This is a genomic window from Klebsiella sp. JN_Kp127, from assembly GCF_040062505.1.
Lineage (GTDB): Bacteria > Pseudomonadota > Gammaproteobacteria > Enterobacterales > Enterobacteriaceae > Klebsiella > Klebsiella quasipneumoniae.
In genome coordinates, this window is sequence record NZ_JBEAHS010000052.1 from 108,735 (window position 1) to 125,752 (window position 17,018).

A 17,018-nucleotide genomic window follows, 5' to 3' on the forward strand; every position below is an offset into this window, starting at 1 on the left:
TTCTTTTACCTCTTACGCCAGACGCGGGTTAACTTTTTCTGCATCGATGTCGAATTTCGCGATCGCGTCAGCGACCACTTTCTTATCGATTTCACCACGTTTAGCCAGTTCGCCCAGCGCTGCAACGACCACATAGGAAGCATCAACTTCGAAGTGGTGACGCAGGTTTTCACGGCTGTCGGAACGACCGAAGCCATCGGTACCCAGTACGCGGTAATCGTCAGCCGGTACGTAAGTACGAACCTGCTCGGCGAACAGTTTCATATAGTCAGTGGATGCCACAGCCGGAGCGTCGTTCATCACCTGAGCGATGTACGGCACGCGCGGGGTTTCCAGCGGGTGCAGCATGTTCCAGCGTTCGCAATCCTGGCCATCACGCGCCAGCTCGGTGAAGGAGGTGACGCTGTACACGTCAGAGCCCACGCCGTAGTCTTTCGCCAGGATCTGCGCTGCTTCACGGACGTGACGCAGGATAGAACCGGAGCCCAGCAGCTGAACTTTACCTTTGCTACCTTCGATGGTTTCGAGTTTGTAGATACCTTTACGGATACCTTCCTCGGCGCCTTCCGGCATCGCCGGCATGTGGTAGTTTTCGTTCAGGGTCGTGATGTAGTAGTAAACGTTCTCTTGTTTCTCACCGTACATACGCTCCAGGCCGTCATGCATGATGACCGCCACTTCGTAGGCGTAGGACGGATCGTAAGAGATACAGTTCGGGATAGTCAGAGACTGAATATGGCTGTGGCCATCTTCGTGCTGCAGACCTTCGCCGTTCAGCGTCGTACGACCGGAAGTACCACCGATCAGGAAGCCGCGAGCCTGCTGGTCGCCTGCCTGCCAGCACAGGTCGCCGATACGCTGGAACCCGAACATCGAGTAGTAGATGTAGAACGGGATCATCGGCAGGTTGTTGGTGCTGTAAGAGGTCGCCGCAGCCAGCCAGGATGCGCCTGCGCCCAGCTCGTTGATCCCTTCCTGCAGGATCTGGCCTTTTTCGTCTTCTTTGTAGTAAGCAACCTGCTCACGGTCCTGCGGGGTGTACTGCTGACCGTTCGGGCTGTAGATACCGATCTGACGGAACAGACCTTCCATACCGAAAGTACGCGCTTCGTCGGCGATGATCGGCACGAGGCGGTCTTTGATGGATTTGTTCTTCAGCATCACGTTCAGGGCACGAACGAACGCGATAGTGGTAGAGATCTCTTTATTCTGCTCTTCCAGCAGCGGGCGGAAATCTTCCAGCGTCGGCAGCTCCAGCTTCTCAGTGAAGTTCGGCTGACGGCTCGGCAGATAGCCGTGCAGTTTCTGACGCTGAGCGTGCAGATAGGTGTGCTCTTCGGAACCTTCCGGGAAGGTTACGTACGGCAGTTTTTCCAGATCGGCATCGGCAACCGGCACGTTGAAACGATCGCGGACGTAGCGAACGCCGTCCATGTTCATTTTCTTAACCTGGTGAGCGATGTTCTTACCTTCAGCAGTATCACCCATGCCGTAACCTTTGATGGTATGGGCGAGGATGACGGTCGCTTTGCCTTTGGTTTCCTGCGCTTTTTTCAGTGCAGCGTAAACTTTCTTCGGATCGTGGCCGCCGCGGTTCAGAGCCCAAATCTGCTCGTCAGTCCAGTCGGCAACCAGCGCGGCGGTCTCCGGATATTTACCGAAGAAGTGCTCGCGCACATAAGCGCCGTCTTTGGATTTGAAGGTCTGGTAGTCACCGTCAACGGTTTCTTCCATCAGCTGAATCAGCTTACCGCTGGTGTCTTTACGCAGCAGCTCATCCCAACGACCGCCCCAGATAACCTTGATAACGTTCCAGCCAGCGCCCGCGAAGATGCCTTCCAGTTCGTTAATGATTTTGCCGTTACCGGTGACCGGGCCATCAAGACGCTGCAGGTTACAGTTGATAACGAAGACCAGGTTGTCCAGCTTCTCACGGGTCGCGATGGTGATCGCGCCTTTAGATTCCGGCTCGTCCATCTCACCGTCGCCCAGGAATGCGTAAACGGTTTGTTTGGAGGTGTCTTTCAGACCACGGTGTTCCAGATATTTCAGGAATTTAGCCTGATAAATCGCCCCGATTGGGCCCAGGCCCATAGAAACGGTCGGGAACTGCCAGAATTCCGGCATCAGTTTCGGGTGCGGATAAGAGGACAGACCTTTACCGTGAACTTCCTGACGGAAGTTGTTCATCTGCTCTTCAGTCAGACGACCTTCCAGGAAAGCACGCGCATAAACGCCCGGAGAGATGTGACCCTGGAAGTACACCAGGTCGCCGCCATCCTGCTCATTGCGTGCGCGGAAGAAGTGGTTGAAGCACACTTCGTAGAAGGTTGCGGAAGACTGGAAAGAAGCCATGTGGCCGCCCAGTTCGAGATCTTTTTTCGATGCGCGCAGAACGGTCATGATGGCGTTCCAGCGGATCGCAGAACGGATACGACGTTCCAGATCCAGATTACCCGGATATTCCGGTTCATCTTCAACGGCAATAGTGTTTACGTAACCGCCGGTCGATGCGCCAGCAGCCACTTTCACCCCGCCTTTGCGGGCTTCAGAAAGGAGTTGGTCAATAAGATACTGAGCGCGCTCAACACCTTCTTCACGGATGACCGATTCGATCGCCTGTAGCCAGTCGCGAGTTTCGATCGGATCCACGTCATTTGGTAAACGTTCTGACATGGGGGGTATTCCTTATCTATCTAATCGTTGATTAATCTGGAACCTGTCCCATTGAACTCTTCGTTCTTCACCTTTGAACAACCAAAAATTCAATAAGACAGGTTCTGCGTTTAGTTGCCGCGCTCTAAAAATGGCGCTTAAGAACCGGAGTTCTCGTCCTTTCGTTGCTGTAAACGACGCAGCGAGCGTTCTCTACGACTCTGCTCACGGCTACGGTCCAGCAAAATTTCCTCAATGAACGCCAGGTGACGGTGCGACGCCTCACGCGCCTGCTCCGGCTCCCCGGCCATTATCGCCTCGAAAATGCGAGTGCGATGGTTGCTGACCAACGGGAGCATTTCCCGGCGGGCATACAGCAATTCAAAGTTCTGACGCACGTTTTGCGCCAGCATCGGCTCCATACACCTTAGCAGATGGAGCAAAACCACATTGTGTGCCGCCTCGGTGACGGCGATTTGGTACTGGACGACGGCGCCGGACTCGGCGTCCAGATCGCCCGACTGCTGAGCCCGCTCAATAGCCTGATGCAGCTCGCGGATACGGTCGCGATCTTCATCATTGCTGCGCAGCGCCGCGTAATAAGCCGCAATGCCTTCCAGCGCGTGACGGGTCTCAAGCAGATCGAATTGGGATTCAGGGTGATCGGACAGCAGCTCGACCAGCGGATCGCTGAAGCTCTGCCACAGGCGGCTCTGTACAAACGTTCCACCTCCCTGACGACGAAGCAACAGGCCCTTGGCTTCGAGGCGTTGAATCGCCTCACGCAGCGAGGGGCGGGAAACGTCGAACTGTTTAGCCAGTTCGCGTTCAGGCGGGAGTTTTTCACCGGGGCGCAAGGTCCCCTCAAGGATCAGAAACTCCAGCTGCTGCTCTATCACATCGGATAATTTTGGTTGGCGGATTTTGCTGTAGGCCATATTCCCTGTCTCTGCCATTAGCCCGGAGTCAATTGGTCTTACCAATTTAAAGTTCGTAGCGCTAAAGTAACAAAGTATTCACCTTCTGTCCATACAGGTTTTGATTGAAATCAGTAAACCACGGACATTTTAACAACCTTACAGAAATAACATTTCAGAAATGTAACCTTGCACAAATGTTACGTTTACTCATAAAGAGGTAGCATTAACTTAATGGAAACGAAAAATTACGCTATCTGAACCGATTCAACGGCCTGATAAGTGAATATCAAGGCAGTAAATACGAATAAATAACCAAATGAGAACAATGCGTCGGAATAATACTGAATGTGTCTATTGATGTCTTTTTAAACACATGGTCGTCATCCCTTAATAAAGCAGGTGCATTCAAACGCGCTTACCACTATTCTCCCTGAGACGAAAGGCCTTTTTCTGAATTACTGCACCGCCTTCCGTAAACAAAACAATACAGAAACGGAAGTCGAAAAATACACAAACACAACAATATGTGCGCGCCATCACTCAGGTAAAAAGTGGGCCACTTCGCCCAAATTTTCGCTGGCTATGCTTTCTGGCAGGGACAGCAGTGAAGCAGCAACCTGACGGATGACGTACACAAAAAATAACCACACACGAGGTTTCATATGGAAGGTCAACAGCACGGCGATCGGCTGAAGCGCGGCCTCAAAAACCGCCATATCCAGCTCATCGCGCTGGGCGGGGCTATCGGCACCGGCCTGTTTCTGGGGAGCGCGTCCGTCATTCAGTCCGCCGGCCCGGGTATCATTCTTGGTTATGCGATTGCCGGTTTTATCGCCTTTCTGATCATGCGTCAGCTGGGCGAAATGGTGGTGGAAGAGCCGGTAGCCGGTTCGTTTAGCCACTTTGCTTATAAATACTGGGGCGGCTTTGCCGGCTTCGCCTCCGGCTGGAACTACTGGGTGCTGTATGTCCTGGTAGCCATGGCGGAACTGACCGCCGTCGGCAAATATATCCAGTTCTGGTGGCCGGAAATCCCGACCTGGGCCTCAGCGGCGGTTTTCTTCATCGCCATCAACGCCATTAACCTGACCAACGTGAAAGTGTTCGGTGAAATGGAGTTCTGGTTTGCCATTATCAAAGTGGTCGCCGTCGTGGCGATGATTTTGTTCGGTGGCTGGCTGCTGTTCAGCGGCAACGGCGGCCCGCAGGCGACGGTACGTAACCTGTGGGATCAAGGCGGGTTCCTGCCGCACGGCTTTACCGGGCTGGTGATGATGATGGCGATCATCATGTTCTCCTTCGGCGGTCTCGAGCTGGTGGGTATCACCGCGGCGGAAGCGGATAACCCGGAGCAAAGCATTCCGAAAGCCACCAACCAGGTTATCTACCGTATTCTGATCTTCTATGTTGGTTCGCTGGCGGTCCTGCTCTCGCTGCTGCCGTGGACGCGCGTGACCGCGGACACCAGTCCGTTCGTCCTGATTTTCCATGAGCTTGGCGATACGCTGGTGGCAAACGCCCTCAACGTGGTGGTGCTGACGGCGGCCCTGTCGGTATATAACAGCTGCGTCTACTGCAACAGCCGTATGCTGTTCGGCCTTGCCCAGCAGGGGAACGCGCCGAAAGCGCTGCTCAGCGTCGACAAACGCGGCGTGCCGGTCAATACCATTCTCGTCTCCGCCGTGGTCACCGCCCTGTGTGTGCTGATCAACTACCTGGCGCCGGAATCCGCATTTGGCCTGCTGATGGCGCTGGTGGTCTCCGCCCTGGTGATCAACTGGGCGATGATCAGCCTCGCGCATATCAAATTCCGTCGCGCCAAACAGCAGCAGGGCGTCACCACCCGCTTCCCCGCCCTCTTCTACCCGCTGGGTAACTGGGTGTGCCTGCTGTTTATGGCCGCGGTGCTGATCATTATGCTGATGACCCCGGGGATGGCGATTTCCGTTTGGCTGATCCCGGTATGGATCGCAGTGCTGGGCGTGGGTTATCTGTTTAAACAGAAAGCCGCCGCCACCGTAAAAGCACAATAATACATCTCATCAATAATTCTCTTTGCTCTGCGCCCTCCCTTAATAACGGGCGCAGAGCATTGTTATCTGCTTCACACTTTCCCTTCCATAGCTTATTTATCCATATCGTCAACGCGTTCCTGCAACGTAATTCTCTCGATAGCAGCCAATAATTCTCTCCATACTGCAACGGAGAGACCGCACATGGCAGACAATAGACTTTCAATAAAAGAAAAGATTGGTTATGGGATGGGGGATGCCGGATGCAATATCATCTTTGGCGCCATCATGCTGTTTGTTAACTATTTTTATACCGATATCTTCGGCCTGGCGCCGGCGCTGGTGGGCGTACTGCTGCTGTCGGTGCGCGTCATCGATGCGGTGACCGACCCGATCATGGGCGCCCTCGCCGACCGCACCCGCAGTAAATATGGCCGCTTTCGTCCATGGCTGCTGTGGATTGCCTTCCCCTACGCCCTGTTCAGCGTGCTGATGTTCACCACTCCTGAGTGGACCTATAACAGCAAAGTCATCTATGCGTTTGTCACCTACTTTCTGCTGTCGATTACCTATACCGCGATTAATATACCCTACTGCTCGCTGGGAACGGTGATGACCGCCGACCCGAAAGAACGTGTTGCCTGCCAGTCCTATCGTTTCGTGATGGTGGGTATCGCCACGCTGCTGCTGTCATTGACGCTGTTGCCCATGGCCGACTGGTTCGGCGGCGCCGATAAAGCGAAAGGCTATCAGATGGCGATGACCGTGCTGGCCTTTATCGGCATGTGTATGTTCCTGTTCTGCTTTGCCACCGTGCGCGAACGCATCCACCCGGCGGTGCAGACCAATGATGAACTGAAAAAAGATCTCAAAGACGTGTGGAAAAATGACCAGTGGGTACGCATCCTGCTGCTCACGCTATGCAACGTCTGTCCGGGCTTTATCCGCATGGCCGCCACCATGTACTACGTTACCTGGGTGATGGGGCAAAGCACCCATTTTGCCACGCTGTTTATCAGCCTCGGCGTGGTCGGGATGATGATTGGCAGTATGTTGGCAAAAGTCCTCACCGACCGCTGGTGCAAACTGCAGGTCTTCTTCTGGACCAACATCGTGCTGGCGATCTTCTCCTGCGCCTTCTATTTCTTTAATCCGCACGCCACCACGCTGATTATGGTGCTCTACTTCCTGCTCAATATCCTGCATCAGATCCCCTCCCCGCTGCACTGGTCGCTGATGTCCGATGTTGACGACTACGGCGAGTGGAAAACCGGCAAGCGCATCACCGGTATTAGCTTCTCCGGCAATCTGTTTTTCCTTAAAGTCGGCCTGGCGGTCGCCGGGGCGATGGTCGGATTCCTGCTGTCATGGTACGGCTACGACGCCGGCGCCAAAGCGCAGAGCGCCTCGGCCCTCAACGGCATCGTGCTGCTGTTCTCGGTCATCCCCGGCGTCGGCTACCTGATCACCGCCGGCGTGGTGCGCCTGCTTAAAGTTGACCGCACCCTGATGCGCCAGATTCAGAGCGATTTAGAGAAGCGCCGCAGCAACTACAGCGAGCTGAATGAATACCAGGAACTGAAAACCAGTGAACATGTAAGGAAAGCCTGATGAACAACTGGCCAAACCCCTTTATTGAGCAGCGCGCAGATCCCTTTATTCTGCGCCACCTGAATCATTACTACTTTATTGCCTCAGTGCCGGAATACGACCGGCTGGAGATCCGGCGCGCGGCAACCCTTGAGGGGTTGCGCGATGCTGAGCCGGTAGTGGTGTGGCGCGCACCGCAAAGCGGGCCGATGAGCCAGCTGATTTGGGCGCCGGAGCTACATGAGATAGACGGTAAGTGGTATATCTATTTTGCCGCCACCCATACCCACGATCTGGATGCGCTGGGCATGTTCCAGCATCGCATGTTCGTTATCGAGTGCGCCGACAGCGATCCGCTGACCGGCCGCTGGCAGGAAAAAGGCCAGGTGGAGACGCCTTTCGATACCTTCGCCCTCGATGCCACCACCTTTATCCATCAGGGCAAACGCTGGTACCTGTGGGCGCAAAAATCTCCGCATATCGAGGGCAACTCAAACCTGTATCTCGCTGAAATGGCCAACCCGTGGACGCTAAAAGGCGAGCCGGTCATGCTGAGCAAGCCGGAGTTCGCCTGGGAGTGCCGGGGATTTAAGGTCAATGAAGGACCCGCGGTGCTGGTGCATGGCGATAAGCTTTTCATCAGCTATTCCGCCAGCGCCACCGATGAAAACTACTGCATGGGATTGCTCTGGATCGACCGGGAGGCCGATCCGCTGCAGCCGGAAAACTGGCATAAAGCCCCGCAGCCAGTGTTCCGGACCAGCTATGAAAACCGCCAGTATGGCCCGGGCCATAACAGTTTTACCCAAACGCCGGCGGGAGAAGATGTGCTGGTATATCACGCGCGGAATTACACCGAGATTGAAGGCGACCCGCTGTATGATCCCAATCGTCATACGCGGCTAAAACTCGTCGCCTGGAGAGAGGACGGCATGCCCGACTTCGGCATCCCGCCGGCGGATACGCTGTAGCGGTTCGGTATGCTGCCCGCAGGCGCAGGTTCTCCAGGCCGGGTCAGGCGAAGCCGCCCCCCGGCAACATGACAAGCGCGGCGTCAGATATAGCGCCCGGCGGCGCTGTTGCTTGCCGGCCTGCGTGGTGTGAGCCCCAGGCCGGATAAGCGCAGCGCCATCCGGCAATCAAAGCCCCGCAGGTGGGGTATCCTGGCAGATAGAGTACGGGCGCAGGCCGTTACACCAGGGTGCCGTAGATCGTCAGCAGCGCCATGATCACCACCACCACCAGCGAGGTTTTCTTGGCCATCGACACCGCGGCCTTTGGGGTCGCCACTTTATCCACGTGCGGTTCACGGGCCAGGGAATACTGCGCCAGGCGGGTCAATACCTGATACTGCGACGAATGGCGGTCGCCTAACGATGCAAACCACGCCGGAAGCGCTTTCTCTCCATGCCCCACCAGGGCATAGACAACCCCCACCAGACGCACCGGCAGCCAGTCGACAATATGCAGGATACCATCGATTCCAGACTGCAAACGGTGATGCGGCGTCTGGTAGCGCGCCAGCCACGTCTGCCAGGCACGCAGAACGCAATAAGCGATAAGCGTCAGCGGCCCCCACGCCCCACCCACCACAAACCAAAAGAGTGGCGCCAGGTAGTAACGATAGTTAATCCATAACAGCGCATTTTGCAGTTCGCTAAGGTACTCGCGCTCATCACAGCCCGGCGGGACGCCATGGATCAACGTCAGCTCGCTGGCCATCGCATCGCAGGCGCGACTGTCATTGCGCGACGCCGCTTTCAGATAGGCATGATAGTGCAGCCGAACCTTGCCGGCGCCGATGCACAGCAGACCCAGCAAGATCCAGAACACCAGCAGCGGTACGTTGAACAGCTGCCCCTGCAGCAAGCGCTGAACGAGGTAGACCACCGCGACGGCGACCAGGGTCATCAGCAGCGTTCCCGGCAACGAGAAATGTTTTATCCGGCGAAACACCACCTCCAGCCGATGATCAAGCTGCCAGTGTTCGCCCAGTTTAAACAGGCGTTCAGCGATAAGCACCAGCAGCGTAGTAAACAGCGTCATGAGGTCTCCTTTTCTGACGGCGCGCTGAGCAGCGCACGAAATTTTTTCCAGTCAAAGGCCGGTCCCGGGTCTGTCTTGCGCACGGGCGCGATATCGCTATGGCCCGTGATGTTTGTGGCGATGGCAGGATAAATCGTGATAAGCAGATCCGTCACCGCCGCCAGCTGCTGGTACTGCGCATCGGTATACGCCAGGGTATCCGTGCCTTCCAGCTCTATGCCGATGGAAAAGTCATTGCAGCGTTCGCGCCCCTGATAGCAGGAGACCCCCGCATGCCACGCACGCTTATCGAAAGGCACATACTGCACGATTTCACCATCACGGCGAATCAGACAATGCGCCGAAACGCGCAGATGAGCGATCTCGGCAAAGAAAGGATGCGCGTGCGGATCCAGGGTGCCGGTGAACAGCGCGTCAATCCATGGACCACCAAATTCACCTGGTGGCAGGCTAATGTTATGCACCACCAGTAAGGAAGGGGCTTCTTCATCCGGACGGCAGTCATGGTGCGGCGAGGGAACCCGACGCGCGCCGACCAGCCATCCCTCGTTCAACTGCATGCGGGATCTCCTTTCGCGAACTCATGCTTCCGGGCCACACGCCGGCCCAAAGGATGAAGTGTGTATGGTACTGAAACGTCGTTCAGGTTAGCATGTTTCCCACTTCTGAATCTTATCTATCTGGAGCTTTATCATGTCGCCTCGTCGTTACAACCCCGACCGCCGCCGTGACGTGCTGCTGGAACGAATTAATCTCGATATTACCGATGCTGTCGCACACTCCCTGCGGGAAGATTTGGGCGGCGAAGTCGACGCCAGCAACGATATTAGCGCACAATTATTGCCGCAGGATGCACGCTCCCATGCGGTGGTCATTACCCGCGAAGATGGCGTCTTCTGTGGTAAACGCTGGGTGGAAGAGGTCTTCATTCAGCTCGCCGGTGACGACGTGACTATCACCTGGCACGTCGCCGATGGCGACGCGGTCAAAGCCGATCAACCCCTGTTCGAGCTGGAAGGCCCATCGCGCATTCTGCTCACTGGCGAACGTACGGCGCTGAACTTTGTGCAAACCCTCTCCGGCGTCGCCAGCGTCGTCCGCCGCTATGTCGACCTGCTGGCCGGCACCAAAACCCAACTCCTGGATACGCGTAAAACGCTGCCAGGGCTGCGTACCGCGCTGAAATACGCGGTTCTCTGCGGAGGCGGCGCCAACCACCGTCTGGGGCTGTTCGACGCTTTCCTGATTAAAGAAAACCACATCATCGCCTCCGGCTCGATCCGTCAGGCGGTGGAAAAGGCTTTCTGGCTGCATCCTGATGTGCCGGTGGAAGTGGAAGTGGAAACGCTGGATGAGCTGGAGCAGGCGTTAAAAGCCGGGGCCGATATCATTATGCTCGATAACTTCACCACCGACCTGATGCGCGAGGCGGTGAAAATCACCGCTGGCCAGGCGGCGCTGGAGGTCTCCGGCAACGTCACCTTTGACACCATCCGCGAATTTGCCGAGACCGGGGTCGACTATATTTCCGTCGGGGCCCTGACCAAACATGTGCAGGCGCTCGACCTGTCGATGCGTTTCCGCTGAGGATTTGGCCTTCACGCTTCCGGGCGTGAAGGCCTGAATTTGCGACCCGACTCGCAGTCGCTCTTGCTCGCCATGCAATACCGGTAAAAACCCTGGAACCCGGTTTCCCGGATCGTTTTCGTCTCCTCGCCTGCCCCCCAGAATCCCGTCACAGTGCTCCTGTCACAACAAGGAGCGACTTATGGATAAACAACGAGGTTTTACCCTGATTGAACTGATGGTGGTCATCGGCATCATCGCCATTCTCAGCGCCATCGGCATCCCGGCCTACCAGAACTACCTGCGTAAAGCCGCCCTCACCGACCTGCTGCAGACCTTTGTCCCCTACCGGACGGCAATCGAACTTTGCGCGCTCGATCATGGCGGCCTGACGACATGCGACGGCGGCAGCAATGGCATCCCCTCGCCAACAACCACGCGCTACCTCTCCGCCATGAGCGTGGCCAAAGGCGTCGTTACCCTCACCGGCCAGGAAAGTCTCAACGGACTGGGCGTCACCCTGACCCCGACCTGGGATAACGCCGAAGGCGTTACCGGTTGGCAGCGGGTCTGCACTATCACCGACAACAGCGCACTTCAGCAGGCCTGCGAAGACGTCTTCCGGGTGAAGTGAGGGCGACAACATGAAAACAGAACAGCTGATCCCTCTCTGTCGTCGCCATCACGCCCTGCTGCTGCACAGCGATGAGCAGACGATATCCATTGCGGTGGTCGATACCCCACCGACAGAGCTAATGGAAGCGCTGCGTTTCGCGACGCAAAAACGGATCGATATTGAATGCTGGAGCCAGGAGCAGATGGATAAGCGCCTGCAAGTCCAGGAAAAGCAGGCGCTGCTGGCGCAAAATGCAGGGCCGGAAAACATCGCCGAGCGGGTCAACCAGATCCTCGAGCAGGCCCTGCGTCAGCGGGCGTCCGATATTCATATCGAGCCCACGGAAGCGCACTTAAGGATCCGCCTGCGTGTCGATGGCGTGCTACACGCGCTGCCGCTGCTGGCGCCCGAGCTGGCCGCGCCGGTTATCGCACGTCTCAAGGTGATGGCCAATCTCGATATCGCCGAGCATCGTTTGCCGCAGGATGGCCAGTTCGCGCTGAACCTCGCCGGACGGCCGCTCTCCTTTCGCATCGCCACCCTGCCCTGCCGCTATGGCGAGAAAATTGTCCTGCGCCTTCTGCATCAGGTTGACCAGGCGCTGGATCTGGAGGCTCTCGGCCTCTCATCCTCTCAGTTGGCGGCCTTTCGCCAGGCCCTGAATCAGCCGCAGGGGCTGCTGCTGGTCACTGGCCCAACCGGAAGCGGGAAAACGGTGACCCTCTACAGCGCCCTGCAGGCCCGAAACCGGGAGCAAGTGAACATCTGTAGCGTCGAGGATCCTCTGGAGATCCCTATCGCCGGGATGAACCAGACGCAAATCAATCCGCGCGCCGGGCTGACCTTTCACAGCGTGCTGCGCGCCCTGTTACGCCAGGACCCGGATATTGTGATGGTGGGTGAAATCCGCGATGCCGAAACCGCTGAAATCGCGCTGAAAGCCGCTCAAACGGGCCATCTGGTGCTCTCTACCCTGCACACCAATTCCACCAGCGAAACCCTCACTCGCCTGCAGCAAATGGGCATCGCCCGCTGGATGATCTCTTCTGCGCTCTCGCTGGTTATCGCCCAGCGTCTGGTCCGCAAGCTGTGCCCCCACTGCCGGCGCAATGCCGGCAGCGCCGCCGACCTGCCGCACAGTCTGTGGCCCCGCCCGCTGCCGCGCTGGCAGGCAGCAGGCTGCGAAAACTGTTATCACGGGTATCATGGCCGTCTGGCGCTGTTTGAGGTCTTGCCTGTCACCCCGGGGCTACGTCAGGGGATAGTCCAGGGACTCAACGCCCTTGAGATCGAATCTCTGGCGCGAGCCGCGGGCATGATGACGCTTTTTGAAAGCGGATGTCAGGCTATCGAACAGGGGTTGACGAGCCTCGAAGAGGTGGTGCGGGTGCTGGGGATCCCCCATGGCGACTAAGCGTCTCTGGCGCTGGCGAGGCGTCGATGCACAAGGCGCTCCTTGTCAGGGGATGCTATGGCAAGCCAGTCGTCCGGAGGTACTGCATCACCTCCAGCAGCAGCGCATCATGCCGCTGGCTATACGCCGCTGTTCGGTGAAGCAAAGCCTGTGGCGCCCGCGCTACAGCAGCGAAACCATCCGCCAGTTGGCAACACTGCTGCAGGCCGGGCTACCGCTGGCGGAAGGGTTATCGCTGTTGGCGCAGCAGCAACCGCATGCGCAGTGGCAGGCGCTGCTTGAGGCGCTGGGCCGCGAACTGGCCCAGGGCGTAGCCTTCTCTGCCGCACTGGCGCAGTGGCCGCAGGCTTTTCCGCCACTGTATCTGGCGATGATTAGCACCGGCGAACTGACGGGCAAGCTCGATATTTGCTGCCAGCAGCTGGCCAACCAGCAGCAGGAGCAGCAGCGGCTTGCCGGCAAGGTCAAAAAGGCGCTGCGCTACCCGCTAATCGTGCTCACTCTGGCGCTGCTGGTGGTGCTTGGAATGCTCTATTTTGTCCTTCCCGAATTCACCGCCATCTACCAGACGTTCAATACGCCGCTGCCGTTGTTGACGCGAATGGTTATTGCGGCAGGCGACATGCTGAGCCGCGGCTGGCCGTTGCTGTTGGCCTTTCTGCTGAGCCCGCTGCTGCTCAACCAGCTGCTCCGGCAGCGCGCCGACTGGCTGCTGCGTCGCCAGCAGTTGCTTAACGCGCTCCCTCTCGTCGGCCCCCTGATCGGCGGCCAACAGCTGAGCCTGATATTCACCGTTCTGGCTTTAACCCAAAGCGCCGGTATCAGCTTTCTGCAGGGGCTGCAAAGCGTTGAAGAGACCCTGTCGTGCCCGCTGTGGCGCCAGCGCCTGGCGCAGGCCCGCGCGCTGATCGTTCAGGGGGATCCGATCTGGCAGGCGTTAAGCCGCTGCGGCGGTTTTACACCGCTGTGTCTGCAGCTCATCCGCACGGGGGAAATCGCGGGGGCGCTGGATCAGATGCTGGAAAACCTGGCGCATCATCATCGTGAGCAGACCCATCAGCGAGCCGACAGTCTGGCTGCGCATCTGGAACCCCTGATGCTGGTAATAACCGGCTCGCTGGTTGGGATCCTGGTGGTGGCGATGTATTTGCCCGTTTTTCACCTGGGCGATGCCATTGGCGGGGCGGGAGGATGAGAAACGCTGGCACCGCGCAGGCGCCAGCGCAGCCGGTTACAGGCTGTTGAATACCCGGTTCTCTTGTTCCTGAACGCGGATAAAGGTGGTGCGTTTGGTCAGCTCTTTCAGTCGCGAGGCGCCAACGTAGGTGCAGGCTGAACGCAGGCCGCCGAGAATGTCGCGCGCGGTATTGTCCACCGGGCCACGCAGCGGCAGCTTCACGGTTTTCCCTTCCGCCGCGCGGTATTTCGCGACACCGCCCACATGGCGGGTCATCGCCGACTCGGAGCTCATGCCGTAAAACAGCATGAATTTTTCACCGTTCTCTTCAACCACAGTACCGCCGCTCTCTTCGTGGCCCGCCAGCATACCGCCGAGCATCACGAAATCAGCGCCGCCGCCGAAGGCTTTCGCCACATCGCCCGGCATGGTGCAACCGCCATCGCTGATGATCTGGCCGCCAAGGCCGTGTGCGGCATCAGCACACTCGATCACGGCGGAGAGCTGCGGGTAGCCGACCCCGGTTTTGACACGGGTGGTGCAAACGGACCCCGGGCCAATGCCAACTTTGACGATATCGGCGCCGGAGAGGATCAGCTCTTCGCACATTTCACCGGTGACCACGTTCCCGGCGATAATGGTTTTTTGCGGCCAGGCTTCGCGCGCCTTCGCCACAAACTGTACGAAGTGTTCAGAGTAGCCATTGGCGACGTCAATGCACACAAAATTCAACTGTGGGTTCTCAGAGAGGATCTGTTGCGTTTTATCGAAATCCGCGTCGGAAGTACCGGTGGAAACCATCACATGCTTGAGAACGTCTGCGGATACGCTCTGGACAAACGCCTGCCATTCTTCTGCGGTGTAGTGCTTGTGTACTGCGGTCAGAATGCCAAAAGTGGCCAGCGCTTTCGCCATGCTGAAGGTGCCGACGGTATCCATGTTTGCCGCAATAATCGGCACGCCGGACCAGGTCAGGCCTGAATGTTTAAAGGTGAATTCACGTTCCAGCTCAACATCAGAACGGCTTTTGAGGGTAGAGCGTTTCGGGCGGATAAGAACGTCTTTGAAACCAAGCTTCAGATCTTCTTCAATACGCATGTGCGAATTCCTGGGGTTAATGGCATTAATGTAAGAGCACAACTCCAGTGACGTTATCATACGCACGAATCAGGCCCGCGCAAGACTGCGATTTTCACTTTTTTTACGCTACAATCGTATAAATTTACCTGGTGAATGGAGAAAAAAACGCTTATGTCTCCACCCGCCAGCGTATTATTTTTAACCATTTGATTTGCTTGATTAAAATAAACAGAATAGCGGACGGCGCTCCCGGTTGGCACGGGGCCATCACGACAAGATCGCTGTCGCCTCTCCGGCATACTGCCCGTCCTCGCTGTCTGAATACCAAAAAATACGAGCAATCCGTTTCAGGGTCAGAAGATATGGGGTACACAGTCGCGTTAACAGGCGGGATTGGCAGCGGTAAAAGTACGGTTGCCGACGCCTTCGCGCAGCTCGGGATTAACGTTATCGATGCCGATGTTATCGCCCGCCAGGTAGTCGAGCCCGGCACCCCGGCACTCCAGGCCATTGCCGGCCACTTCGGGCCACAGATGATCGCGCCCGACGGCACGCTAAACCGCCGTCTGCTGCGGGAAAAAATTTTTGCTCAGGTGGAGGAAAAAGCCTGGCTCAACGCGCTGTTGCATCCGCTAATTCAGCAGGAAACGCGCCGCCAGATGCAGGCCGCCACCTCCCCTTATCTCCTCTGGGTCGTACCTTTGCTGGTCGAAAACCGCCTGTCCAGCCAGGCCGATCGCGTCCTGGTCGTCGATGTGCCAAAAGAGACGCAAATCGAACGCACCATGCTGCGCGATAAGGTCAGCCGCGAACATGCTGAACATATTCTTGCCGCCCAGGCCACGCGCGAGCAGCGCCTGGCCGTCGCGGACGATGTTATTGAAAACACTGGCACGCCGGATGCAGTGGCATCGGATGTTGCCCGCCTGCACGAAAAGTATTTAACGCTGGCATCGCAGGCCGCCTCACAGGAAAACTCGTAATGCATACCCCCGTTCTGTTTGAACATCCTCTTAATGAGAAAATGCGCACCTGGCTGCGCATCGAATTTCTGATCCAGCAGATGGCTTTCCATCCGATGATTGCCAGCCATGCCGATGCGCTCCATTTTTTCCGTAACGCCGGCGATCTGCTGGATGTCCTGGAGCGCGGCGAGGTGCGTACCGATCTGGTCAAAGAGCTGGAGCGCCAGCAGCGTAAGCTCCAGTCCTGGGCAGAAGTGCCGGGAGTCGATCAGGAGCGTATTAACGCGCTGCGCCAGCAGCTCAAGCAGTCTTCCAGCACCCTGATGGCCGCGCCGCGCATTGGTCAGTTTCTGCGTGAAGATCGCCTGATTGCGCTAGTGCGTCAGCGTCTGAGTATCCCAGGCGGCTGTTGCAGCTTCGATTTACCGACCCTGCATATCTGGCTCCATATGCCGCAGGCGCATCGTGACGAGCAGATGGCCAGCTGGCTTGCCAGCCTCGATCCTTTGGTCCAGTCCCTGAGCCTGATCCTCGATCTGATCCGTAACTCCGGGCAGTTTCGCAAACAGACCAGCCTCAATGGCTTTTATCAGGATAATGGCGAAGATGCCGATCTGCTGCGCCTGCGTCTCGATCTGGCCCACCAGCTTTATCCGCAGATCTCCGGCCATAAGAGCCGTTTCGCCATCCGCTTCCTGCCGCTGGACAGTGAGTATGGGATCGTGCCGGAGCGCTTTGATTTTGAACTGGCCTGCTGTTAAGGAGATAACATGTCAGAAGAGACTATCGTCAATTGTCCGACCTGCGGCAAAAATGTGGTATGGGGCGAACAAAGCCCCTATCGTCCGTTCTGCAGCAAGCGCTGCCAGCTGATCGATTTGGGAGAATGGGCAGCAGAGGAGAAGCGCATCCCCAGCGCGGGCGATCTCTCCGATAGCGATGACTGGAGCGAGCAGCAGCCCTGATTTGACGGCACG

Annotated in this window: 15 protein-coding genes; 10 read left to right on the forward strand and 5 right to left on the reverse strand. The window is 57.2% G+C overall.

Annotated elements, in window-relative coordinates:
• Positions 1 to 12: 12 nt before the first annotated feature.
• Both aceE and pdhR read right to left on the reverse strand, forming a co-directional pair.
• Positions 13 to 2,676: a pyruvate dehydrogenase (acetyl-transferring), homodimeric type gene (gene aceE, locus ABLV04_RS21290; RefSeq protein ID WP_023291996.1), complete on the reverse strand. Its 2,664-nt coding sequence runs from the start codon at positions 2,674 to 2,676 to the stop codon at positions 13 to 15.
• Between the two features lie 137 nt (positions 2,677 to 2,813).
• Positions 2,814 to 3,593 (reverse strand): pyruvate dehydrogenase complex transcriptional repressor PdhR, encoded by a 780-nt coding sequence (pdhR, locus tag ABLV04_RS21295; protein WP_002888699.1) that lies wholly within the window; start codon positions 3,591 to 3,593, stop codon positions 2,814 to 2,816.
• 644 nt (positions 3,594 to 4,237) lie between these two features.
• On the opposite strand from pdhR, the gene aroP reads away from it, so the two are divergent.
• From aroP to ABLV04_RS21310, 3 genes are all read left to right on the forward strand, one after another.
• Entirely contained in the window at positions 4,238 to 5,608 is a 1,371-nt protein-coding gene (aroP, locus tag ABLV04_RS21300; protein ID WP_023291995.1) for an aromatic amino acid transporter AroP, read from the forward strand.
• 183 nt (positions 5,609 to 5,791) lie between these two features.
• Positions 5,792 to 7,198 (forward strand): MFS transporter, encoded by a 1,407-nt coding sequence (locus ABLV04_RS21305; RefSeq protein ID WP_017901173.1) that lies wholly within the window; start codon positions 5,792 to 5,794, stop codon positions 7,196 to 7,198.
• Positions 7,198 to 8,148, forward strand: a complete 951-nt coding sequence (locus ABLV04_RS21310; protein WP_180266005.1) for a family 43 glycosylhydrolase — start codon at positions 7,198 to 7,200, stop codon at positions 8,146 to 8,148. The genes ABLV04_RS21305 and ABLV04_RS21310 overlap by 1 nt, the downstream gene beginning before the upstream one ends.
• Before the next feature lie 220 nt (positions 8,149 to 8,368).
• Here the strand turns inward: ABLV04_RS21310 and ampE are convergent, their stop codons facing one another.
• Both ampE and ampD read right to left on the reverse strand, forming a co-directional pair.
• Positions 8,369 to 9,223: a beta-lactamase regulator AmpE gene (ampE, locus tag ABLV04_RS21315; RefSeq protein ID WP_023291993.1), complete on the reverse strand. Its 855-nt coding sequence runs from the start codon at positions 9,221 to 9,223 to the stop codon at positions 8,369 to 8,371.
• Entirely contained in the window at positions 9,220 to 9,783 is a 564-nt protein-coding gene (ampD, locus tag ABLV04_RS21320; RefSeq protein ID WP_023291992.1) for a 1,6-anhydro-N-acetylmuramyl-L-alanine amidase AmpD, read from the reverse strand. The genes ampE and ampD overlap by 4 nt, the downstream gene beginning before the upstream one ends.
• A 133-nt stretch (positions 9,784 to 9,916) precedes the next feature.
• Between ampD and nadC the strand changes: the two genes are divergently transcribed.
• From nadC to hofC, 4 genes are all read left to right on the forward strand, one after another.
• Positions 9,917 to 10,810 (forward strand): carboxylating nicotinate-nucleotide diphosphorylase, encoded by an 894-nt coding sequence (nadC, locus tag ABLV04_RS21325; protein ID WP_023291991.1) that lies wholly within the window; start codon positions 9,917 to 9,919, stop codon positions 10,808 to 10,810.
• A gap of 181 nt (positions 10,811 to 10,991) precedes the next feature.
• Entirely contained in the window at positions 10,992 to 11,423 is a 432-nt protein-coding gene (ppdD, locus tag ABLV04_RS21330) for a prepilin peptidase-dependent pilin (RefSeq protein WP_004204358.1), read from the forward strand.
• A gap of 10 nt (positions 11,424 to 11,433) precedes the next feature.
• Positions 11,434 to 12,819: a type II secretion system protein GspE gene (gene gspE / locus ABLV04_RS21335; protein WP_023291990.1), complete on the forward strand. Its 1,386-nt coding sequence runs from the start codon at positions 11,434 to 11,436 to the stop codon at positions 12,817 to 12,819.
• Positions 12,809 to 14,014: a protein transport protein HofC gene (hofC, locus tag ABLV04_RS21340; protein WP_180266006.1), complete on the forward strand. Its 1,206-nt coding sequence runs from the start codon at positions 12,809 to 12,811 to the stop codon at positions 14,012 to 14,014. Before gspE ends, hofC begins: the two co-directional genes overlap by 11 nt.
• Positions 14,015 to 14,050: 36 nt before the next feature.
• On the opposite strand, the gene ABLV04_RS21345 is transcribed toward hofC, so the two are convergent.
• Positions 14,051 to 15,094 carry a GMP reductase gene (locus tag ABLV04_RS21345; protein ID WP_023291988.1) on the reverse strand — a complete coding sequence of 348 codons (1,044 nt, stop codon included), beginning with the start codon at positions 15,092 to 15,094 and terminating at the stop codon, positions 14,051 to 14,053.
• Between the two features lie 344 nt (positions 15,095 to 15,438).
• On the opposite strand from ABLV04_RS21345, the gene coaE reads away from it, so the two are divergent.
• From coaE to yacG, 3 genes are read left to right on the forward strand one after another with little or no spacing between them, the layout of a single operon-like run.
• Positions 15,439 to 16,059 (forward strand): dephospho-CoA kinase, encoded by a 621-nt coding sequence (gene coaE, locus ABLV04_RS21350; protein ID WP_032453842.1) that lies wholly within the window; start codon positions 15,439 to 15,441, stop codon positions 16,057 to 16,059.
• A complete protein-coding gene (gene zapD / locus ABLV04_RS21355; RefSeq protein ID WP_048296690.1) occupies positions 16,059 to 16,802 on the forward strand; it encodes a cell division protein ZapD in 744 nt (247 codons plus the stop codon). The genes coaE and zapD overlap by 1 nt, the downstream gene beginning before the upstream one ends.
• Positions 16,803 to 16,811: 9 nt before the next feature.
• Positions 16,812 to 17,006: a DNA gyrase inhibitor YacG gene (gene yacG / locus ABLV04_RS21360; RefSeq protein WP_004204348.1), complete on the forward strand. Its 195-nt coding sequence runs from the start codon at positions 16,812 to 16,814 to the stop codon at positions 17,004 to 17,006.
• The last annotated feature ends 12 nt before the right edge of the window (positions 17,007 to 17,018 follow it).